At 62.6% G+C, this 21,331-nt stretch carries 21 protein-coding genes; 9 read left to right on the forward strand and 12 right to left on the reverse strand.

Annotated features, from left to right (window positions below; genetic code table 11):
* Positions 1-31: 31 nt before the first annotated feature.
* Positions 32-937 (reverse strand): 30S ribosomal protein S6--L-glutamate ligase, encoded by a 906-nt coding sequence (gene rimK / locus ACNQP3_RS01105; protein WP_008099005.1) that lies wholly within the window; start codon positions 935-937, stop codon positions 32-34.
* On the reverse strand, positions 934-1,416 hold the full coding sequence (locus tag ACNQP3_RS01110) for an ATP-dependent zinc protease (RefSeq protein WP_041166351.1): 483 nt from the start codon (positions 1,414-1,416) through the stop codon (positions 934-936). Before ACNQP3_RS01110 ends, rimK begins: the two co-directional genes overlap by 4 nt.
* Positions 1,417-1,525: 109 nt before the next feature.
* Here ACNQP3_RS01110 and ACNQP3_RS01115 point away from each other — a divergent pair, with 109 nt between their 5' ends.
* Positions 1,526-1,927 carry an RNA-binding S4 domain-containing protein gene (locus ACNQP3_RS01115; RefSeq protein ID WP_060493641.1) on the forward strand — a complete coding sequence of 134 codons (402 nt, stop codon included), beginning with the start codon at positions 1,526-1,528 and terminating at the stop codon, positions 1,925-1,927.
* A 102-nt stretch (positions 1,928-2,029) separates the two neighbouring features.
* On the opposite strand, the gene ACNQP3_RS01120 is transcribed toward ACNQP3_RS01115, so the two are convergent.
* A complete protein-coding gene (locus ACNQP3_RS01120) occupies positions 2,030-2,824 on the reverse strand; it encodes a phosphatase PAP2 family protein (protein ID WP_060493640.1) in 795 nt (264 codons plus the stop codon).
* 119 nt (positions 2,825-2,943) lie between these two features.
* On the opposite strand from ACNQP3_RS01120, the gene hslO reads away from it, so the two are divergent.
* The 3 genes from hslO to ACNQP3_RS01135 all read left to right on the forward strand — a co-directional run bounded on the left by hslO (position 2,944) and on the right by ACNQP3_RS01135 (position 6,158).
* Entirely contained in the window at positions 2,944-3,843 is a 900-nt protein-coding gene (gene hslO, locus ACNQP3_RS01125; protein ID WP_264316717.1) for an Hsp33 family molecular chaperone HslO, read from the forward strand.
* A 179-nt stretch (positions 3,844-4,022) separates the two neighbouring features.
* Positions 4,023-5,564: a phosphoenolpyruvate carboxykinase gene (locus ACNQP3_RS01130; protein WP_012270058.1), complete on the forward strand. Its 1,542-nt coding sequence runs from the start codon at positions 4,023-4,025 to the stop codon at positions 5,562-5,564.
* Between the two features lie 153 nt (positions 5,565-5,717).
* Positions 5,718-6,158, forward strand: a complete 441-nt coding sequence (locus ACNQP3_RS01135; protein WP_012270059.1) for an acyl-CoA thioesterase — start codon at positions 5,718-5,720, stop codon at positions 6,156-6,158.
* A gap of 55 nt (positions 6,159-6,213) precedes the next feature.
* Here the strand turns inward: ACNQP3_RS01135 and ACNQP3_RS01140 are convergent, their stop codons facing one another.
* The 3 genes from ACNQP3_RS01140 to fdhD all read right to left on the reverse strand — a co-directional run bounded on the left by ACNQP3_RS01140 (position 6,214) and on the right by fdhD (position 10,026).
* Positions 6,214-6,693, reverse strand: a complete 480-nt coding sequence (locus ACNQP3_RS01140; protein ID WP_012270060.1) for a glycine zipper domain-containing protein — start codon at positions 6,691-6,693, stop codon at positions 6,214-6,216.
* A 196-nt stretch (positions 6,694-6,889) separates the two neighbouring features.
* Positions 6,890-9,235 carry an FdhF/YdeP family oxidoreductase gene (locus ACNQP3_RS01145; protein WP_264316718.1) on the reverse strand — a complete coding sequence of 782 codons (2,346 nt, stop codon included), beginning with the start codon at positions 9,233-9,235 and terminating at the stop codon, positions 6,890-6,892.
* Between the two features lie 5 nt (positions 9,236-9,240).
* On the reverse strand, positions 9,241-10,026 hold the full coding sequence (fdhD, locus tag ACNQP3_RS01150) for a formate dehydrogenase accessory sulfurtransferase FdhD (RefSeq protein WP_244965008.1): 786 nt from the start codon (positions 10,024-10,026) through the stop codon (positions 9,241-9,243).
* A 220-nt stretch (positions 10,027-10,246) separates the two neighbouring features.
* Here fdhD and lysM point away from each other — a divergent pair, with 220 nt between their 5' ends.
* The gene (lysM, locus tag ACNQP3_RS01155; RefSeq protein WP_264316719.1) at positions 10,247-10,687 is read left to right on the forward strand and encodes a peptidoglycan-binding protein LysM; all 441 of its coding nucleotides are present in this window, start codon (positions 10,247-10,249) and stop codon (positions 10,685-10,687) included.
* Between the two features lie 50 nt (positions 10,688-10,737).
* Here lysM and yrfG read toward each other — a convergent pair whose 3' ends face one another.
* Positions 10,738-11,400, reverse strand: coding sequence for a GMP/IMP nucleotidase (gene yrfG, locus ACNQP3_RS01160; protein WP_264316720.1), 663 nt, complete (start codon positions 11,398-11,400; stop codon positions 10,738-10,740).
* A gap of 64 nt (positions 11,401-11,464) precedes the next feature.
* On the opposite strand from yrfG, the gene nudE reads away from it, so the two are divergent.
* Together nudE and cysQ are read left to right on the forward strand one after the other, a co-directional pair.
* Positions 11,465-12,031, forward strand: coding sequence for an ADP compounds hydrolase NudE (gene nudE / locus ACNQP3_RS01165; protein ID WP_012270065.1), 567 nt, complete (start codon positions 11,465-11,467; stop codon positions 12,029-12,031).
* The gene (gene cysQ, locus ACNQP3_RS01170; RefSeq protein ID WP_012270066.1) at positions 12,028-12,846 is read left to right on the forward strand and encodes a 3'(2'),5'-bisphosphate nucleotidase CysQ; all 819 of its coding nucleotides are present in this window, start codon (positions 12,028-12,030) and stop codon (positions 12,844-12,846) included. The genes nudE and cysQ overlap by 4 nt, the downstream gene beginning before the upstream one ends.
* Before the next feature lie 47 nt (positions 12,847-12,893).
* Here cysQ and ACNQP3_RS01175 read toward each other — a convergent pair whose 3' ends face one another.
* The 4 genes from ACNQP3_RS01175 to rfbC are packed head-to-tail and all read right to left on the reverse strand — an operon-like array spanning position 12,894 to position 17,154.
* The gene (locus tag ACNQP3_RS01175; protein WP_060493555.1) at positions 12,894-13,349 is read right to left on the reverse strand and encodes a YiiD C-terminal domain-containing protein; all 456 of its coding nucleotides are present in this window, start codon (positions 13,347-13,349) and stop codon (positions 12,894-12,896) included.
* Positions 13,349-14,755 carry a sigma-54-dependent transcriptional regulator gene (locus ACNQP3_RS01180; protein WP_060493554.1) on the reverse strand — a complete coding sequence of 469 codons (1,407 nt, stop codon included), beginning with the start codon at positions 14,753-14,755 and terminating at the stop codon, positions 13,349-13,351. Before ACNQP3_RS01180 ends, ACNQP3_RS01175 begins: the two co-directional genes overlap by 1 nt.
* Positions 14,752-16,566: a sensor histidine kinase gene (locus ACNQP3_RS01185; RefSeq protein ID WP_012270069.1), complete on the reverse strand. Its 1,815-nt coding sequence runs from the start codon at positions 16,564-16,566 to the stop codon at positions 14,752-14,754. The genes ACNQP3_RS01180 and ACNQP3_RS01185 overlap by 4 nt, the downstream gene beginning before the upstream one ends.
* A gap of 42 nt (positions 16,567-16,608) precedes the next feature.
* Positions 16,609-17,154 (reverse strand): dTDP-4-dehydrorhamnose 3,5-epimerase, encoded by a 546-nt coding sequence (gene rfbC, locus ACNQP3_RS01190; RefSeq protein ID WP_012270070.1) that lies wholly within the window; start codon positions 17,152-17,154, stop codon positions 16,609-16,611.
* A 278-nt stretch (positions 17,155-17,432) separates the two neighbouring features.
* Here rfbC and aguA point away from each other — a divergent pair, with 278 nt between their 5' ends.
* Both aguA and ACNQP3_RS01200 read left to right on the forward strand, forming a co-directional pair.
* Positions 17,433-18,539: an agmatine deiminase gene (gene aguA, locus ACNQP3_RS01195; RefSeq protein ID WP_012270071.1), complete on the forward strand. Its 1,107-nt coding sequence runs from the start codon at positions 17,433-17,435 to the stop codon at positions 18,537-18,539.
* 183 nt (positions 18,540-18,722) lie between these two features.
* Positions 18,723-18,920 (forward strand): hypothetical protein, encoded by a 198-nt coding sequence (locus tag ACNQP3_RS01200; protein WP_012270072.1) that lies wholly within the window; start codon positions 18,723-18,725, stop codon positions 18,918-18,920.
* A 71-nt stretch (positions 18,921-18,991) separates the two neighbouring features.
* On the opposite strand, the gene ACNQP3_RS01205 is transcribed toward ACNQP3_RS01200, so the two are convergent.
* Positions 18,992-21,088: a TonB-dependent receptor gene (locus tag ACNQP3_RS01205; RefSeq protein WP_264316721.1), complete on the reverse strand. Its 2,097-nt coding sequence runs from the start codon at positions 21,086-21,088 to the stop codon at positions 18,992-18,994.
* Between the last annotated feature and the right edge of the window lie 243 nt (positions 21,089-21,331).

Below are 21,331 nucleotides of genomic sequence, written 5' to 3' on the forward strand. Positions count from 1 at the left end.
TTTTTGGGGCCGCAAAGCGGCCCCAAAAATCTCAGCCTTTGCCCTTGGTCCGGGTCTGATTCGGCCCGCCATTCTTCTCCAGGTGTTCGATGATCATCCCGGCCACGTTCTTGCCGGTGGTCACTTCAATGCCTTCCAGCCCCGGCGACGAGTTCACCTCCATCACCAGCGGCCCATGGTTGGAGCGCAGGATATCCACGCCCGCCACGCTCAGCCCCATCACCTTGGCCGCGCGAATCGCGGTAATCCGCTCTTCAGGGGTTATCTTGATCAGGCTGGCAACGCCACCACGGTGCAGGTTGGAGCGAAACTCGCCCGGCTTGGCCTGACGCTTCATCGAGGCAATCACCTTGTCGCCCACCACGAAGCAGCGAATGTCGGCGCCACCGGCCTCTTTGATGTACTCCTGAACCATGATGTTCTGTTTGAGGCCCATGAACGCTTCGATCACTGACTCGGCCGCCTGGGTGGTTTCGCACAGCACCACGCCGATGCCTTGAGTGCCTTCCAGCACCTTGATCACCAAAGGGGCACCGTTGACCATCTGGATCAGGTCGGGGATGTCGTCCGGCGAGTGGGCGAAGCCTGTGATCGGCAGGCCGATGCCGCGCCGCGACAACAACTGCAACGAGCGCAGCTTGTCGCGTGAGCGGGCAATGGCCACCGACTCGTTGAGTGGGTACACGCCCATCATTTCGAACTGGCGCAGTACTGCGCAGCCGTAGAAGGTAACCGAAGCACCGATGCGCGGGATCACCGCATCGAAGCCTTCCAGCGGCTTGCCGCGATAGTGGATCTGCGGCTTGTGGCTGGCAATGTTCATGTAGGCCCGCAGGGTATCGATCACCACCATTTCGTGGCCACGCTGGATACCGGCTTCGACCAGGCGGCGGGTGGAATACAGACGCGGATTGCGCGACAGCACAGCGATCTTCATGCAGCACCTGTGACAGGGGAAAGGGTGGCCGGGAAGGCCGGTTTGTCTTGTACGTATTTCAGGCCGGGGTTGACCACCAATTGGCCGTGTATGAGGGCCTTGGAACCAAGCAACAGGCGATAGCGCATATTCTTGCGGCAGGCCAGGGTGAACTCCACCTCCCACACACCATCGCCCAGCGCCAGTGACGTGCGGATGACATAGCGGGTCTGGGCCTGGCCGTTGGAGCTTTTGATGGTTTTCATGGTGACCAGCGGCGCCTCGCAGCGGCGGTGACGCAGTTGCACCACCGAGCCCAGGTGCGCGGTGAAACGGACCCAGGGCTGGCCATCGCGCTCGAACGGTTCCACCTCTGTGGCGTGCAGGCTGGAGGTGCTGGCACCGGTGTCGATCTTGGCGCGCAGCCCGGCCACGCCGAGGTCAGGCAAGGCGACCCACTCGCGCAGGCCGATCACAGTCAAATGGTCAAATGTCTTCACGAAGCACACCCTGCGAATGAGGTGGTGAACTGTAAGCACGGCGGGGACTTTTTGCATCCGTATGTGAAGGTAGTACAGTTCGATGAAAGACAGAATCCGAGGTAACGGGATGGCACAAAAAGCCGAAGACGACGATAAGGTTCGTCTGGACAAATGGCTGTGGGCGGCGCGCTTTTACAAGACGCGAGCGCTGGCCAAGGCCGCGATCGAAAGCGGCAAGGTGCATTGCCGGGGCGAGCGATGCAAGCCGGGCAAAGAGCCGCGGGTGGGCGACGAGTTCGTGCTGCGCACCGGGTTCGATGAACGTACTGTGGTGGTGAAAGCGTTGTCGGTGGTGCGGCGTGGGGCGCCAGAGGCGCAGACGCTGTACGAGGAAACCGAAGAAAGTGTGCGTCGCCGTGAGCAGGCGGCCGACCTGCGTAAGGCGGGGGCGATGGGGGTGACTACCGATGGCCGGCCGACCAAAAAGCAGCGGCGGCAGATACACCAGTTGCATGGGAGCTTTGAATAGCCGGGGCCGCTTTGCGGCCTATCGCGACACAACGGACCTGTGCACACCATTCGACGTGGAAGCGGCCTTGTGTCGCGATGGGCTGTGCAGCAGCCCCAGGGTTTAGCGGACTACCGCCAACTTGCCGACCAACGGTAACTTGGCCGCGATTGTGAACAGTGGCGCCGTCCAGCGCATCAGCGCCTCGCTGCCCTTGGCCGCCAGCGGCGTGTAATAGCTCCAGCCCAACGCCAGCACCGCCATCAGCAACCCGCCAATGTAGTCATCCTGCCCCCAGTGAGCACCCGCTACCAGGCGCGGCAGCATGAACAGCAGCGCCAGCCCCCAGACCACCAGGTATTGCACCAGGCGGCGGCAGAACACGCTCATGAACAGCGCCCAGATCAGCAACACCGAGGCGTGATCGCCCGGGAAGCTCTTGCTGGAACGGTCCTTGAGCTCCCAGGCCTTCTCCAGGTTGGGGTAGTAGTCACTGAGGTGCACGACGTCGTCGAAGATCATCGACGGGCTCTTGTGTTGCCAGCCGGCTGCATCCACCCACTTGGAAAACAGTGCGCGAATCACCACTAAGAGGAGTAGCGTGACCAGAAAGCCGAAAAATGCCTGGCGAACTTGCGCTGCCTTGAACACCCAGTCACCACGGATGAGCACTGTCAGCAGGATCAGGCCGACGACGATGTCGAACGGGCGCAGGCTGCCGACGGTCCAGATGTAACGCCAGGTGGTGTTGTCGGCGAGGGGCGCATTCAGGCTGTGAAACAGCCACTCGTCGAAAGTCAGGCACAGGATCTGGCCAATGGGCCATAACCAGAAACACAGTAGAGCGATGGGAAGCAGCGTACAGGCTGCCAATGGCCCCAAAGACCACCTTGCTTGGAACAGTGGTCGATTGTCCATAAAATACCTCTATTGCAAACAGGAATCGGAGCGCCTTGTGAGCGCTCTGTCACGGGTTCTCGCAGGTTTCCGATAACCCTTGTAACCATTTTGTCATCATTTTTAGATAGCCAAAACCTATGAGCGATTTGCCTGATACCGATTTCACCCAACGTTTCATCTTCGACGAGCGCGATGTGCGCGGCGAGTGGGTGTCTCTGGATGACAGCTACGCCGCAGTATTGGCGCGCCATGAGTACCCACAGCCGGTCAAGGCATTGCTCGGCGAACTGATGGCCGCCACCGCCTTGCTGGTCGGCGCGATGAAGTTCGATGGCTTGCTGATTTTGCAGGCGCGCTCGGCAGGGCCGATTCCGCTGCTGATGGTGGAATGCTCCGGTGACCGCGAAATTCGCGGCATGGCCCGCTACGAAGCAGAGCAGATCCCGGCGGATGCCAGCCTGTCGCAACTGATGCCCGACGGCCACCTGACCCTGACCATCGACCCGGTCAAGGGCCAGCGCTACCAGGGTACCGTCGACCTCGATGGCGCCAACCTGTCGGAATGCTTCACCAACTACTTCGTCCAGTCGCAGCAGTTGAATACGCGCTTCTGGCTCAACGCCGAAGGCGGCAAGGCCCGTGGCTTGTTGCTGCAGCAGCTGCCGCGTGATCGCCAGCCGGATGATGAAGAGCGTGAGGACAGCTGGCAGCACGTGGTGGCCCTGGCCAAGACCCTCAAGCCCGAAGAGTGGGCCGAAGGCAACGAAACCCTGTTGCACCGCCTGTACCACGAAGATGCCGTGCGCCTGTTCGATATCCAGCCGCTGCGCTTCAATTGCAGCTGTTCGCGCGAGCGCTCCGGCAATGCGTTGGTCAGCCTGGGCGAGCACGATGCCAAGGCGCTGGTAGAAGAGTGCGGTGGGACGGTGGAGATCGATTGCCAGTTCTGCAACGAGCGCTATTTCTTCGATGCCAGCGATGTAGCGCAACTGTTTGCTGGTGGCGGCACTGACGTGGCCTCAGAAACTCGCCACTGAAACGGTTAATCACAGGACAATCTCCTGTCGAATTGCGCAAAAGCGCAGTTCTGACAGGAGGGGCCTACTTTTTTTGGGCGTTTCTGGCATAATCCGGCCACTTTTTTCGCTGTAGTAGTTTTTTCAAGACAACTACAAAACGTTTGGAGCACTCGGCCTCGGGCCGGATGGGGTATCTCATGACGCAAGCCAACAACACCGTGTACACCGACCTGAGCGTCGATGAGCTGGTAAAAGAAGCGCTGCAACGCGGTGAAGGCGTACTAGCCGATACTGGCGCACTGGTCGTAGAGACCGGTCACCGTACTGGCCGTTCGCCGGCTGACCGTTTCATCGTCGAAGAACCTTCCACCCAGGACGCCATTTCCTGGGGCCCGATCAACCGCAAGTTCCCGGCCGACAAGTTCGATGCCCTGTGGGCTCGCGTCGAGGCGTTCAACAACGCCCAGGATCACTTCGTTTCCTATGTTCACGTAGGGGCGGCTGCCGAGCACTACCTGCCAGTGAAGATGACCACCCAGACTGCCTGGCAGAACCTGTTCGGCCGTTGCCTGTTCATCAACCCGGAGCAGTTCAACCCGGCTGGCCGCGACCAGTGGCAGGTCCTGAACGTCGCCAACTTCGTCTGCGAGCCTGAGCGTGACGGCACCAACTCCGACGGTTGCGTGATCATCAACTTCGCCCAGAAGAAGGTGCTGATCGCTGGCATGCGTTACGCCGGTGAAATGAAGAAAGCCATGTTCTCGGTGCAGAACTTCCTGCTGCCGGCTGCCGACGTGCTGCCAATGCACTGCGCGGCCAACATCGGTGAAGAAGGTGATGTGACCCTGTTCTTCGGCCTGTCCGGCACCGGCAAGACCACCCTGTCTGCCGACGAAAGCCGTTACCTGATCGGTGACGACGAGCACGGTTGGGGCGAAGGCGTTGTCTTCAACATGGAAGGTGGCTGCTACGCCAAGTGCATCGACCTGTCCGAGAAGAACGAGCCGGTCATCTGGAAAGCCATCAAGCACGGCGCGGTGCTGGAAAACGTCGTGCTCGACGCCAACAAGCACGCCGACTACACCGATGTCAGCCTGACCCAGAACAGCCGTGCGGCCTACCCGCTGGAGCACGTTGCCAAGCGCTCCGAAGCGAACCTGGGCGGCGAGCCTAACGCAGTCATCTTCCTGACCTGCGACCTGACCGGTGTACTGCCTCCGGTTTCGATCCTGAACAACGAGCAGGCGGCCTACCACTTCCTGTCCGGCTATACCGCGCTGGTCGGTTCGACCGAAATGGGTTCGGGCGGCGGCATCAAGTCGACCTTCTCCACCTGCTTTGGCGCACCGTTCTTCCCGCGCCCGGCTGGCGAGTACGCCGAGCTGCTGATCAAGCGCATCAACGGCTTCAACTCCAAGGTTTACCTGGTCAACACCGGCTGGACCGGTGGTGGCTACGGCGTTGGCAAGCGCTTCAGCATCCCGACCACCCGTGCCGTGATCGCTGCGATCCAGAGCGGCGCGCTGGTCGGTGCCGAAACCGAGCACCTGGACATCATCAACCTGGACGTGCCGAAGGCTGTTCCGGGCGTTGAAACCGAGCTGCTCAACCCGCGCACCAACTGGGCTGACAAAGCTGCCTACGACGAGGCCGCCAAAGGTCTGGCCAAGCTGTTCATCGAAAACTTCAAGAAGTTCGAAGTTTCCGACGCCATCAAGGCCGCTGGTCCACAGCTGTAAGCTGAGCCAGCCGCAACGAGAAAGCCGCCCCCAGGGGCGGCTTTTTTGTTCCTGCAAATCAGCAAGGCCGCTCCCACAGGGGAGCGCAGGCAGCGCAAACCTGGATTTTCTGATTCACTGTCAGCATCAATTGCGAAGACAAGAGCCAGACAGATGACCGAATCCCCTCAGCGCACTGCCTTCTCCCACTTCCACACCGTCCTCACCCGCCCTTCGGACAACGACATCAACGGCCATATCGCCGGGGCTACCGTGCATGGCTTTTTCGAAACCGCCATCCAGGCATTTTTCGTCGAACAGGCCGAACTGGACCTGCGTGACGGCGAACTGGCGGCCTTCGTGGTCAGTTCGGCGGCGGACTTCTACGCACTGCCGGGCTTCCCGGACGTGCTGGAGGTGGGGTTGGGAGTGACGCGCCTGGCGGGCAGCACGGTGGAGTACCGCTTGGCGCTTTACCGTCCAGGCGAATCAGAGGCGTGCGCGGCGGGCACGGTGGTGCAGGTGTTCATCGAGCGTGCCAGTGGCCGGCCTGTGGCACTGCCAGAGGCGCTGCAGGCGATCCTGTCCGGCCTTGTACTGGAGCCACAGGCATAAAAAAGCCCCGCCACAAGGGGCGGGGCTTTTGCTGCCGGGGCGAGGCCCTCAGGCATCAGTCGCGCCAGTGGCGCTTGTGCTTGCGGTGGCCGTAATGGTGGCCACGGTCGTAGTGGCGACGGTCGTCGTAGCCGCGACGGTAGCGGCGATCGTCATGACGCTCGTCTTCGTCGGCCTTGTTGCCCATGTAGTTACCCAGTGCGCCACCGGCACCACCGCCGGCTGCCGCGCCAATGTAGCTACCGGTGGTGCCGCCCACCGAGCGACCTACCACGTTACCGCCTGCCGCGCCCAGTGCGCCGCCGATAGCGGCCTCACCGCGCTGGCGCTTGTCCGCGCCCAGGGCACCGCCTGCCGCGCCGCCCAGGCCGGCACCAATGGCGCCGCCGGTGCTACCGCCGATGGAGTTGCCCACCACTGAGCCCAGTACCCCACCCAATGCGCCGCCAATGCCGGCCTCGGTGGTGCCGCCTGCCATGGCAACGCCGCTGAGCAAGCTGAAAGACAACAACAGAATCGAGGAGTACTTCTTCATCAAGAGAGCCTCATAGGGATGACGAGGCGAATTTGAGGCTAAGCGGCCTGGCTGGCAACGGAAATCCGACGAGTAACACGAGTTGTACACAATTCTCTAAGTTACTGTATTTGCTGTGAAACTTTATCGATTTTAGGCTGTCTGAGACCTTTATGACAAAGCCCTGAACCCCAACGGAACAGGGCTTTTTTCGTTTTTACAGGATGCGCCCGTCGTCCCGCGCGCGCTCCAGTTTGATCGCGATGAACTTCGATGTCGGTGTGTGGCTGCCATCGCCAATGCTCTCCAGCGGCACCAGCGGGTTCACCTCGGGGTAATACGCCGCCGCCTGCCCGGCCGGGATGTCGAAAGGCAGCAAGGTAAAGCCTTGCACCCGGCGCACATGCTCATCTCCCCACAGCGAAACGATGTCGACTTTCTGCCCTGGCTGGAAGCCCAGGCGGATGATGTCGGCTTCGTTGGCGAACAGCACCTCACGTTGGCCGCGCACGCCCCGGTAGCGGTCGTCCAGGCCGTAGATGGTGGTGTTGTACTGATCGTGCGAGCGCATGGACTGCATGATCAGGTCCGGCAGTTGGCCACTGGCGCGCACGCGCTCATCGAGTAGCGAATCCGGCAGCAGGTTGGCCTTGAAGTTGGCGCGACCGGTGCTGGTCTTCCATTCGCGACTGGCGGCGCTGTTGCCCAGGTAGAAGCCACCTGGGTGTTGCAGGCGCTGGTTGAAACCGCTGAAGCCGGCGATGGTATCGCCGATCAGATCGCGGATTCGGTCGTAGTCAGCCACCAGCCAGTGCCAGTCCACCGGTTGCTTGCCCAGGGTGGCGGCGGCGATGCCGGCAACGACTGCCGGTTCCGAGCGCATTTGCGTCGACAGCGGCTTCAGCTGGCCGTTGGAGGCGTGCACCATGCTGAACGAGTCCTCCACTGTCACCGCTTGTGGCCCGTCGGCCTGCAGGTCGATGTCGGTACGGCCCAGGCACGGCAGGATCAGCGCCTGCTTGCCATGGACCAGATGGCTGCGGTTGAGCTTGGTGCTGATGTGCACGGTCAGCTCGCAGTTGCGCAATGCCTGGGCGGTGCGCTCGGTGTCTGGCGTGGCTTGGGCGAAGTTGCCACCCAGGCCGATGAATACTTTGGCGCGGCCGTCGAGCATGGCGTGGATGGCTTCGACGGTGTTGTGGCCATTGTGCCGGGGCACGGGGAAGCCAAAGCGCTTTTCGAGGGCGTCAAGCAGGGCCACCGGCGGGCGCTCGTTGATGCCCATGGTACGGTCACCCTGCACGTTGCTGTGGCCGCGCACCGGGCACAGGCCGGCGCCTGGCGCGCCGATGTTGCCGCGCAGCATCTGCAGGTTGACGATTTCCTGGATGGTCGGCACCGAATGGCGGTGCTGGGTGATGCCCATTGCCCAACACATGATCACCCGCTTGCCACGGCAGTACATGCGCGCGGCCAGCTCGATGTCGGCCAGGGTCAGGCCGGACTGCGCCTGGATGTGTTCCCACGGCGTGGCATCCACCACAGCCAGGTACTCGTCGACGCCATGGCCATGCTCGGCAATGAAGGCATGGTCGAACACGGCCGGCTCGCCTTTGGCCTGGGCTTCGCGTTCCCATTGCAGGACGAACTTGGCCATGCCGCGCAGCATCGCCATGTCGCCGCCCAGCGCCGGGCGGAAGAACGCGGTGTTGGTTGGCCGGTCACTGTTGGTCAGCATCTCCAGCGGGTTCTGCGGGTGCTGGAAGCGCTCCAGGCCACGTTCCTTGAGCGGGTTTACGCACACCACCTGGGCGCCACGTTTCACCGCATCACGCAGCGGGTCGAGCATGCGAGGGTGGTTGGTACCGGGGTTCTGGCCCCAGACAAAGATCGCATCGGCATGCTCGAAGTCGTCGAAGGTGACGGTGCCCTTGCCAACCCCGACGCTTTGCCCCAGGGCCACGCCGCTGGCCTCGTGGCACATGTTCGAGCAGTCGGGGAAGTTGTTGGTGCCGTAAGCGCGCACGAACAGTTGGTACAGGTACGCCGCTTCGTTGCTGGCGCGCCCCGAGGTATAGAATTCGGCCTGGTCCGGGTTGACCAGCTTGTTCAGCTCGCGGGCGATCAGGGCGAATGCGGCGTCCCAGCGGATAGGCAGGTAGCGGTCGCTGGGTGCGTCGTAGACCATCGGCTCGGTCAGGCGCCCCTGGTATTCCAGCCAGTAATCGCTCTGCTGCAGCAACGAGGTGACACTGTATCGGGCGAAGAAGGCCGCATCGACACGGCGCTTGGTCGCCTCCCAGTTCACCGCCTTGGCGCCGTTCTCGCAGAACTTGACCATGCCGTTTTCCGGCGAGTCGCCCCAGGCGCAGCCGGGGCAGTCGAAACCGCCGTTCTGGTTGGTTTTGAGCAGGGCGCGAATGTTCTTCAGTGCGTTATCGCTGCCGACCCAGGCCTTGGCCACGCTGCGCAGTGCGCCCCAGCCACCGGCGGGGCCGTGGTAGGGCTTGTAGCGAGGGGTAGAGGCTGGGGCGTTGTCCGGAAGGTGCTGGTACGAGGTCACGGCTGTTACGACTCCGCCGCTGGGCTGTAGACCCGCGGTGCGCTGTGCTTGGGCAAATGGATGAGGTTGAGGTTGTGCTTGCGTGCCCATTGCAGGGCAAGGCCAGTGGGCGCCGACAGGCTGACCAGGGTCTGGATACCGGCGCGCAGCACCTTCTGGATCAGCTCCAGGCTGCAGCGGCTGGTGACGATGGCCAGGCCGCCCTGGCTGTCGATGCCTTGGCGCAGCAAGGCGCCGATCAGCTTGTCGAGGGCGTTGTGCCGACCAATGTCTTCACGGCCGAGCAGCAATTCGCCGTGGCGGTCCATGAACAGTGCCGCATGTACGGCGCCGCAGTGCTGGCCCAGAGGCTGGAAGGCATCGATGCGCTCGCGCAGGCCGGCCAGCCACTGGGCCGGCGGCAGGGGGGCACCCGGCAGCACGGCCAGTTCCGGCAGCGCCTGCTCCAGGGCTTCGACCCCACACAGGCCACAACCACTGGTGCCGGCCAGCTGGCGGCGCTGGTTCTTCAGGTTCCAGAATGCCCGGCTGGAAATTTCCAGGTCGGCATACATCGCCGAGCCGCTGCCCGAGAGCTTGAGGTCGTAGATTTCTGCGGTGCCTTCGACAATCCCGCTGCCGACGCTGAAGCCCACGGCGAAATCTTCCAAATCGGTGGGGCTGACCAGCATCACCGCCTGGTTGAGGCCGTTATAGACGATGGCCAGGGCCACTTCCTCGGCCAGCGGGGTGCTGTCGCGTTTGGCGTCGCTGAGCTGGACGTAATCGTATCTGTTGCTGGCGGCGGGCATGGACAAGGGCGATGAGGCCGCGCAGACCGGAGGCTTGCTGTTCATCGGGGCGCTGAATACCGGCGGCTTTCTGATTGCACAAGCCTAGGCTTGCGTGCCAGCGGCGTCTAATCGCTAGGCTCTATGCCTTGATAGACCGCGTCGATTGGCCGCATGGGGCGAGAGTGGCAAAGCTGGCCTAGACTCCTGTGTCCGAGGTTTCGTCAACAAGGAGAGCGCAATGAGCCTGTTCAGTTTCGTGAAGGAAGCCGGCGAGAAGTTGATCGACCTGCTGACCCCTGGCAACGCCAATGCCGAAGAGCAGCTTAAGAAACACGTGGAAAGTGTCGGCCTGGGCAACCCGAACATCACCGCCACTGTAGAGGGAGACAAGATCATCCTCAAGGGAGAAGTGGCCAGCCAGGAAGAGAAGGAGAAGATCATTCTCGCAGCCGGCAACATCAATGGTGTGGCCAGTGTCGATGACCAGATCACCGTGACCGGGCCGGTGGTGAAGGCGGCCAGGTTTGTTACGGTGAAGAAGGGCGACACGCTGTCGGCCATCTCTGTGGTGGTTTACGGCAATGCCAGCCAGTACAACAAGATCTTCGAGGCCAACAAGCCGATGCTCACGCACCCGGACAAGATTTATCCGGGGCAGGTGCTGCGTATTCCCGACTGATCTCTAAAGCCTGTAGCGGCCTCTTCGCGGGCGCGCCCGCGAATGGGGCCTCACAGGCCTACCAATAACTCCCGATAATCCTCGACCGCTGCAAATTCCTCGGTATCACGCGGCTGCGCCTTGCTATCGGGCTGCCGCACCGCCAGCAGGTGCCCCACACCAAAGCGCCGCGCACTGCGCAGAATCGCCAGCGTGTCATCGATGAACAGGCTGCGCCCCGGTTCGAAGCCGATATCCGCCTGCAAGGCATCCCAGAACTGCGGGCTTTCCTTCGGGTAGCCATAGTCGTGGGAGCTGATCAGCCGCTCGAAGTACGGCGCCAGTTCTACACGCTCCAGCTTCAGCGACAGTGAATCACGGTGGGCATTGGTGATCATCACCACTCGCTTGCCCGCCTGGCGAATCGCAGCCAGGAAGGTATCGGCATCCGGGCGCAGGGCAATTAGGTCGGCAATTTCCCGCTTCAGCTCGCGAATGGGCAGGCGCAGCTCGCGGCTCCAGAAATCCAGGCAATACCAGTTCAAGGTGCCGGAATTGCGTTCGAACAGCGGTTGCAGCTCCATTTCCGCCATGGCGCGGCTTACCCCGTGCAGCTCGGCATAGCGCTGGGGCAGGTGGTCCAGCCAGAAGCGGTTGTCGTAATGCAGGTCGAGCAGGGTGCCGTCCATGTCCAGCAGGACGGTATCGATGGCGGACCAGGGAAGAACAGGCATGGGAAACTCTCGATCAGTCGGCAAGCCACGGTATAGTAACCCGTTCACGCCAAGGAGCCGCCCCATGCGCCAGAAACCCACCGTACTCAGCCGCGAAATCGTCGCCAGTAGCCGCCTGTTTCGCGTCGAAGCCGTGCAATTGCGCTTCAGCAATGGCAACGAGCGCACTTACGAGCGCCTGGTCGGCCGGGGGAATGGCTACGGTGCGGTGATGATCGTGGCCATGCTCGACGCCGAGCATGCCGTGCTGGTGGAAGAATACTGCGGCGGCACCGATGAATATGAGTTGTCGTTGCCCAAGGGCTTGATCGAGCCTGGCGAAGACGTGCTGGCGGCCGCCGACCGGGAGCTCAAGGAAGAAGCCGGTTTTGGCGCACGCCAGCTGGAGCACCTGACCGAGCTGTCGTTGTCGCCGGGCTACATGAGCCAGAAGATCCAGGTGGTGCTGGCCAGCGAGCTGTATGAAGAGCGCCTGGAAGGCGACGAGCCGGAGCCGATGCGGGTCGACAAGGTCAACTTGCGTGAGCTTTCGGCCTTGGCCATGCACCCGCAGTTCACCGAGGGGCGCGCCCTGGCGGCGCTTTACCTGGCCCGTGACCTGTTGATTCAGCGGGGTTTGCTGGAGCTATGAACGACCTGCAACTGATGCACGAAGTGGTCAAGCTGGCACTGACGGCAGGCGAGGCGATCCTGCCGTTCTGGCGCGCCGATGTGGCGGTGACCAACAAGGCCGACGATTCGCCGGTTACCGTTGCCGACCTGGCGGCGCACCGGGTGATTGCCGATGGCCTGTTGGCGCTGGCGCCGCACATACCGGTGCTGTCCGAAGAGGATTGCAATATTCCCCTGGCCGAGCGTCAGGGCTGGGGCCGCTGGTGGCTGGTCGACCCGCTGGATGGCACCAAGGAGTTCATCGCCGGCAGCGAAGAGTTCACGGTCAACATCGCCCTGATCGAAAACGGCCAGGTGGTGTTCGGCGTGGTGTCGATGCCGACCAACGGGCGCTGCTATTTCGGTGGTCGCGGCCTGGGTGCCTGGCGGGCCGACGCGGGTGAGGCTGCCAAGGCGATTCAGGTGCGTAACGCGCCTCCTGCAGGTGAGTGTTTCACCGTGGTTGCCAGCCGCCGGCACTCCAGCCCGGAGCAGGAAGCGCTGCTGGCCGGGCTGGGTGCTGCGGTGGGGGAGCTGGAACTGGCCAACGTTGGCAGCTCGTTGAAGTTCTGCCTGTTGGCTGAGGGTAGCGCCGATTGCTATCCGCGCCTGGCGCCGACTTCGCAGTGGGACACTGCGGCGGCGCAGGGTGTGGTGGAAGGGGCCGGGGGCGAGGTCATCGGGCTGGATGGGTTGCCGTTCCGGTATCCACCGCGCGAGTCGTTGCTTAACCCGTATTTCCTGGCGTTGCCGGCAAATGCTGCCTGGCGCCAGGCGTTCCTTAACCTGATCTGACGGGGTTTTGCTGTGGGAGCCTTTGGATTTTGCGCAAGGCTGTTGGGCTAGCGGTGCAGAACGTACTGGCCGCTGAAGGTAACGGCAGGCTCGTCACTGCCGGCATTGCTTACCGTGGTCTCCAGCGTCAACCGCGCCCGCCCGCGCCGTTGGTACATGTTCAGGAATCGCTCCCAGGTCTTCTCGTCCGGCGCTGCACAACGCGCCACCGCCGTGCCGGTAACTGGCAGTGGATAACTGATCTGCCCCTCCTGAATGACGATATGCCCGTCATCGATCCCCAGCGCTCGCAGGCGCAAGTGCAACCAGCCCCACCCCACCAGCACCGCTGCGCAGTACAGGCTGCCGCCGAACATGGTGCTTTTGTGATTGACGTTGGCCGCCAGCGGCAGCTGCAGGCGCAGGGTGTGCTGCTGCCAATCGATCACTTCCAGGCCCATTTCGCGGGTCAGGGGGATGTCGCTGTGCAGTACGGACTGCAGATACTGGCTATCGGTGCTCATTAACGATTGTCCTCTTGTTCGTCATGCCCGCCACTGCCTCCGTCGAAGTTCAAGCCATGCTTGCGCAGTTTGTCGTGCAGGGTTTTGCGGGGGATGCCCAGCGCCTCGGCCAAGCTGCGCATGGAGCTGTGTGGCTGGGCCAGTTCGGCAGCGATCAGCGAGCGTTCGAACTGCTCCACCTGCTCGCTGAGGTTGCCGCTCAGCAATGGTGCTGCGGGTGCTGCTGCCGGAGGTGCCTGGCCATCCAGGGCCAGTTCCAGGCCAAGGGCGAAGCGCTCGGCGGCGTTCTGCAGTTCGCGCACATTACCCGGCCAGTCGTGACGCAGCAGCAGGGCACGTTGTGCTGGCTGCAGCGCGTGCGGTGACAGGCCATGTCGCTGGCTGGCGGCATCGGCGAAATGCTGGAACAACACCAGAATGTCATCGCCGCGTTCGCGCAGCGGCGGAATACGCAGCGGTGCGACGTTAAGGCGGTAATACAAGTCGGCGCGGAAGCGCCCCTGGTCTGCGGCCTGACGCAGGTCTTCCTTGGTGGCAGCGATGATGCGGATATCCAGCGGGATAAGCTGGTTGCCGCCCAGGCGTTCGACCACCCGCTCTTGCAGCATGCGCAGCAGTTTCACCTGAACATCCAGGCTCATGCTCTCGATTTCATCGAGAAACAGCGTGCCGCCGTTGGCAAATTCGAACTTGCCGATGCGCCGCTTCTGCGCGCCGGTGAACGCGCCGGGCTCATGGCCGAACAGCTCGCTTTCGACCACCGACTCGGCCAGTGCCCCCGCGTTGATCGCCACGAACGGGCCGTCGCGGCGGCTGGAAAGGTCGTGCAGGGCACGGGCCACCACCTCTTTGCCTGCGCCGGTTTCGCCCAAAATCAGCACATCGGCACGGGTGCCGGCCAAGGCGCCGATCTGCTCGCGCAGGCGCTGCATGGCCGGTGAATGGCCCACCAGGCGGGTGGCCAGCTGCTGACGGTCGCTTAGCGCCAGGCGCAGGCTGCGGTTGTCCAGCACCAGGCGGCGCAGGGCCAGGGCGCGGCGCACGCTGTCGAGCAGGGCGTCCGTGGCAAACGGCTTTTCCAGGAAGTCATAAGCCCCGGCGCGCATTGCCTGCACTGCCAGCGGCACATCGCCATGGCCGGTAATCAGCAGCACCGGTAGCTCGCTGTCGCGGCTGTGCAGTTGTTCCAGCAACTGCAAGCCATCGATACCGGGCATGCGGATGTCGCTGACCACCACGCCCGGCCAGTCGGCCTCGATTCGCTCGGCCAGGCCTTGGGCATCGGCCAAGGCGACTACCTTGAGCCCTGCCAGGTCCAGGGTCTGGCTCAAGGCCTGGCGCAGGTGGGGGTCATCGTCGACCAGGATGACCTGGGCTCGGCTGTCGATCAGTGTCTCGGTGGTCATGCCGAGGGGTCCTCCGAATTGGGCAAAGTAGCGCCAGGCGCGGCCACACGCAGCTGCAGGGTCAGCAGTGCGCCACCTTCCGGGTGGTTGGCCAGCAGCAGTTCACCACCCAGGGCGCGCATCAGGCTTTCGCAGATGGCCAGGCCAAGGCCCAAGCCCTGGGTACGGGTCTTGGTGGTGAAGAACGGCTCCTTGGCGTGCTCCAGGGCCTGGCGGCTGAAACCGGGGCCGTTGTCGCGGATGTACAGGTAGACGCAGCCATCACGTTGCTCGGCACTTAGCCACAGGCGGCGCGGGTTGGCCTTTTCGGTCAGGGCATCGAGGGCATTGGCCAGCAGGTTGCCCAGCACCTGGCGCAGGCGGGTTTCGCCGGCCTGTACCCACAAAGTGGCTTCAGGCAGGTCGCGGATCAGCTCTACGGCCATTGCCCGGCGGCGTTTGGCCAGCAGCGCCAGGGCATCGTCCAGGGCCGGCTGCAGGGCCACGCTTTCCGGGGCGTGGCGGTCGCGGCGGGCGAAGGCGCGCAGGTGGGCGATGATCGAGGCCATGCGCCCGGTCAGCTCGCCGATCAGCTTGAGGTTGCCGCGTGCGTCTTCGGTGCGTTGGTGGTCGAGTAGGATCTCGGCGTTTTCCGCGTAGCTGCGAATGGCCGCCAGCGGCTGGTTCAGCTCATGGCTGATGCTGGCCGACATGGTGCCCAGTACCGACAGCTTGCCGGCCTGCACCAGTTCGTCCTGGGCGCGCACGGCTTCCTGCTGAGCGTTCTCGCGTTCCAGCACGGCGCTTTTCAGGCGGGTGTTCAGGCCTTCGAGGTCGGCGGTACGTTCGGCTACACGTTTTTCCAGCTCTTGGCGGCCACGGGCCTCGAAGTCGATGCGGTCGATGTAATGGCGCCGCCGCTGCATCACCAGCCCGGCCAGCAGCATTACCACCAGCAAGGTGCCGGCGCCGATTGCCATCACCGTCTGTACCGAGCGGTCGACCAGTGTGCGTGGGGCAAGGATGCTCACTTGCCAGCCGGTTTCCTTGATGTCGCGGGTTTGGGAGATCCAGGCGTCCGGGCTGAGTACCAGCGGTTGCGGGGCCTGGGTCGGGTAGGGCTGGATGGCGATGATGGCCTGGCGCTCGGCCTCGCTCAGCACACGGGTGGCACGAAAGCGCCAGTCGGGCCGCGAGGTGAGGATGACCACGCCATTGTGATCGGTCAGCAACAACTGCTCAGGGGTACGACCCCACAGGGTTTCGGTGTGATCCAGGTCGACCTTGACCACCAGCACGCCCACGGTCCGCTCACGGTCCCGTACTGCTGCGGCGAAAAAGTAGCCGCGTTTGGCCGACGTGGTGCCCTGGCCGAAGAAACGGCCCAGATGCCCGGCCATGGCCTCGTTGAAGTAGGGACGGAAGGCGAAATTGCGGCCGACGAAGCTGTCGTGCTTGTCCCAATTGGAGGCGGCCAGGGTGTTGCCGCTGACGTCCATCAGGTACATCACCTCGGCACCGGTCTGCTGGACAATGTCTTTGAGCAGGCGGTTGGCGTTGGTCACCGCTTCCAGGCGGAACGGGTCGGCCAACACGCCACGCAATGCCGGCAGGTCGCCGAGGATTTGCGGGAGGGTCTCGTAGCGGTGCAGGGTGCCGAGCAGGTTGGCGACATACAGGTCGAGGGTCTGGCGGTTCTGCGAGGCCAGCTCTTGCTGGTAGTAGCGTTCGGCCAGATGGTGCAACGGCCACAGTAACGGTGCCAGGCACAGGGCCAGCAAGGCCAGGCTGCGCCAGCGGGGACGGCGTGGGGGCGTGGGTTTTGCGATCATCACGTATAGGCGCCAGAAAAGTCTGGCGCAATTATGCGCTAGTTAAGGGAGCAGTTCCGCCTCTGCCAGTGGCAGGCCGACCTTGTCCTTGTCCGACAGTACCGGTGGCTGCCGTAGCCCCCAGTCGATGCCCAGTTGCGGGTCGTCCCAGCGGATGCAGCGGTCGGCGCCGGGGTTGTAGTAGTCGGTGGTCTTGTAGAGGAATTCGGCCGATTCGCTCATCACCGCAAAACCGTGGGCAAAACCGGGTGGAATCCACAGTTGGCGGTGGTTGTCGGCCGACAGGTGCACGGCAACCCATTGGCCAAAGGTTGGCGAGCTTTTGCGCACATCCACGGCAATATCGCGGATCTCGCCATGCACCACGCGCACCAGTTTGCCCTGGGTGTTTGCCACCTGGTAGTGCAGCCCACGCAGCACGCCCTTGATGGAGCGCGAGTGGTTATCCTGGACGAATTCCACGTTCACGCCGGTTTGCCGTGCGAACTCACGGGCGTTGAATGCCTCGAAGAAAAAACCACGGCTGTCACCGAACACTTTCGGTTCGATGATCAGTACTTCAGGGATTGCGGTAGGGATGATGTTCATAGCGGCTCGCTGGCCCGTTGCTCACGTATTGACCCTAGTCGTCCTTGTCGGAATTTTCCGTGTGTAGCTGTAACAGGATGCATAGGGTGTGGCTATGGTAGACGGCAGGCTGCTCCTTTCACCAGGCTAAGGTTAGCTTGTGCCGATTGTTATCGATTTAAATGCGCCGAACGGCCCCGGAATTTCTACCGGATCGGCTTTAAATATCGATATATATCGGTTATAAATTGGCAAACGCCCCAGCGCACTCCGGCTTAGGGCCATCACAGAGGTCACCCATGAAAACCCTCAATTCCACACCCCGTGCCGATGGTTTCCACATGCCCGCCGAGTGGGCCCCGCAGACCCAGGTGTGGATGGTCTGGCCAGAGCGCCCGGACAACTGGCGCCTCGGCGGCAAGCCGGCGCAGGCCGCCCACGTAACCCTGGCCAAGGCCATTGCCCGCTTCGAGCCTGTAACCGTCGCGGCCTCCGCCGGCCAGTACGAAAACGCCCGTCGCCAGCTCGACCAGCCGAACATTCGTGTGGTCGAAATCAGCAACGACGACGCCTGGGTGCGTGACACCGGCCCAACCTTCGTCATCAACGACCATGGCGAAGTGCGCGGTGTGGATTGGGGCTTCAATGCCTGGGGCGGCTTCGATGGCGGCCTGTACGCGCCGTGGAACCGCGACGAGGAGCTGGCCGCCAAGGTGCTGGAAATGGAGCGCTGCCAGCGCTATCAGACCGAAGGTTTCGTGCTTGAAGGTGGTTCGATCCACGTGGACGGTGAAGGCACCGTGATCACCACCGAGGAATGCCTGCTCAATCGCAACCGCAACCCGCACATGAACCGCGAGCAGATCGAAGCGGTGCTGCGCGATCAGCTGGCGGTGGACACCGTGGTTTGGTTGCCGGATGGCTTGTTCAACGACGAAACCGACGGCCATGTGGACAATTTCTGCTGTTACGTGCGCCCGGGCGAAGTGTTACTGGCCTGGACCGATGATTCCAACGACCCCAACTATGCGCGCTGCCACGCGGCCATGGAGGTGTTGAAGAACACTCGCGACGCCAAGGGCCGTGAGTTCATCGTGCACAAGATGCCGATTCCGGGCCCACTGTTCGCCACCGCCGAAGAGTGCGCCGGTGTCGACCAGGTGGCCGGCAGCCAGGAGCGTGACCCGTCGGTGCGCCTGGCCGGTTCGTACGTGAACTTCCTGATCGTCAACGGTGGCATCATCGCGCCAAGCTTCGACGACCCTGCAGACGCCGAAGCCAGAGCGATCCTGGCGAAGATCTTCCCCGACCATGAGGTGGTGATGATCCCGGGCCGCGAGTTGCTCTTGGGTGGCGGCAATATCCACTGCCTGACCCAGCAGCAGCCGGCGCCGGTCAAGCGCTGAGCGTGAAGTGAATGAAGAGGCCCGTCGTGTGACGGGCCTTTTTTTTGGGGCGACGTCCGGGGCCTGGACTGGCATATGTTTTGTATTGTTTTTCAAATAGATAGCTTGGCCAGGCCGGGGTATCTGATCTGTAACAATACTTACGTAAATTAGCCGCTCACGGGCCAGGGAGTACGTGTGGACATGAACGTAGCAAGTGAGTCGGCTTTGCGCCCATCGGCAGTGAATCACCAATCGCTCAGGGTTGTGGCGAAGTGGTTGAAACACCATGGAAGCATCAGGGTCAGGACGACCGACCCACGACGTCTGCTTGCCGGGCGATACCCCCAGGGGCTGATCAGCGAAGCAGAAATGCAGGCGCTGATGGCGGTGTGGCACTGATCGAATCGGTTCTACCTGCACCGGCCTCTTCGCGGACATGCCCGCGAAGAGGCCGGTGCAGTCAACCAAGATCAGAAGCTGTAGCTACCCGTCACCACCAGGCTACGCGGGTCCCCTACCTGAATCTGCGCCGCACTGGTCGCTGAGCTGTAGTAGGTCTTGTCGGCAATGTTGCTCAGCGCCGCCCGTACATCCCAGTCATGGGTGCGGTACCCCGCCAATGCATCCCAACGGCCATACCCCGGCAATACCGTGGTGTTCTGGTTGTCCGCATAACGTTTACCCACCAACGTCAGGCCGGTTTCAGCGTACCAGCCCAGCTCTGGCTTCCAGGTCACGAACAAGCTGCCGTTGCGCTTGGCCACGTCATTGATGCGGTTGCCTTCCTGGCCGTTGTTGTCCTTGACGATGATGGCGTCCTGCAGGCCGATGCCGCCGCGTACATACCAGTTGCCAACGATATTGCCGGTGGCGGTCAGCTCGATGCCGCGCGAACGCTGCAGACCGCTGAGCAAAATGTTTTCCGGGATCAGCGGGTCGCGGGTGCGGCGGTTGTACAGCTCCAGCTCGTAAATGGCCAAGGTGGTGGTCAGGCGCTGGTCGAGCCAGTCGCTCTTCACGCCGATTTCCTTTTGACGGGTTTCTTCCGGCTTGGCGTCGTTGCCGTTGCCCGGCGCATCTGGAGTGATGCCGATCAGGCCGCCGCCCACCGGCGAAAAGGTCTTGCTCCACGAAGCGTAGAACGAATGGTCGCGCCACGGCGTGTAGACCACGCCCAGGCGCGGGCTGGTGCTGTTGCTGTCCTGTGGTTCGCGCACGCCATCCTTGTTGGTGGTTTGCACATCGAATTGGTCGAAGCGTACCCCAGCAAGGATCTGCCACTGATCGTTCAGGCGGATCTGGTCCTGCAGGTAAAGGCCACGGCTATCGACCACGGTGTGGTTGTCACTCGACACCGTCATAGGGCCATTGTGCTGCTGGCTGCGGTCGGGGTTGTTCAGGTCCAGGCCTGGAACCGCCTGGCCACCCTTCGCAACAGGCAAGGCGGTGTACAGCAGAGGGTCACGCCGCTGGTTACCGAACTCCAGGCCTACAAGCAGCTTGTGTTCCAACCCCAGGGTGTCGAAGTCGCCCTCGGCCTCCAGGTTATTGAACAGGTTGCGGGTGTTGAGGTCCTGCTGCCAACGCTGGCGGGTCACGGTGTTGGTGCCGGCGTTGTAGCCGACGACATAGGTGTTGTCGAACTCACTGTCGAGCTTGAACAGGCCCAGGGTATGGCGCAGCTGCCAGGTTTCGTTCAGCTGGTAGTTCAGGCGTGAGCGCAGGGACTGGGCGTGATCATCGATATAGTCGCGCGGGTCACCGTAGGTGGTGCCGCGGCTCACGTCGGCCGGGCGGCCGTTGACCCCGGGGATACCCCGGTCGGGTGTGCGGTTGTAACGGCTGTATTCGTATTGCACCAGCCAGTTCAGGTCGGGGTTGATCTGCCAGCTGATCGACGGGGCGAACAGTTGGCGGCTGCCGTGAACACCATCGCGGAAGCTGTTGTTGTCCTGGTTGCCCATGTTCAGGCGCAGGCTGACGGTGTCGCTGGGGTCGGCGCTGAGGTCGGCATACAGGCTGCGCAGGTCTTCACTGCCGGCCTGCGCTTCGAGGGTCGAGCGTCGGCCCGGCTCCGGTGCCTTGCTGACCCGGTTGACGATACCGCCCTGGCTGCCACGGCCGTATAGCACCGCCGCAGGCCCCTTCAGTACCTCGACCCGCTCGATGTTGTGCAGGTCGCGGATGTACTGGCTGTCGTCACGAATGCCGTCCAGGTAAAAGTCGTTGCTGGCCTCGAAGCCGCGGATGCGCACACTGTCGAAGCGGGTATCGGCGCCGCTGCTGACGTTGGGGATGCCCTCCAGCGCCTTGCCCAAGGTGTTGCTGCCGTAATCCAGCACGTTGACGGTCTTCACCGTGTCGATGGCCTGGGGGACATAGCGCACCGGCGTCGAGGTGCGGGTGGCGGTGCTTACCTCCTTGACCCGTGGGTTGTCCTTCTCGCGCTCGCTGTCGGCGGTAATCGACGACTCTGGCAGCGTGGTGGTGGCGGCACTCGCCAGGTCGACGCTGAACAGCAGCGACAGGCCAAGCGTCAGGGGTGAAAGGCGGCAGGGTACAAGCATGGGCACATCCGGACCGGGCAGGTGAAAAGAAAGGCGCGAATGGTAATGCTTGCTATTTACTCTTGCTTGGGTATTTGTAAAGGCTTGTCTTTACATATGTGTCTGTTTGTAACATCCCTGATCGCAGCGACTTTGCCTGTTGGGGCAACCTTGTGCTGTGAAAACGGCTCCACGGGAAGTTGTCCGTGCGATCAAAAGGCTTTTTCCCACACAAGATAAAATGCCCGCTGATAGCGCAAACCT

Source organism: Pseudomonas sp. LFS074, assembly GCF_047978165.1.
Taxonomy (GTDB): domain Bacteria; phylum Pseudomonadota; class Gammaproteobacteria; order Pseudomonadales; family Pseudomonadaceae; genus Aquipseudomonas; species Aquipseudomonas putida_P.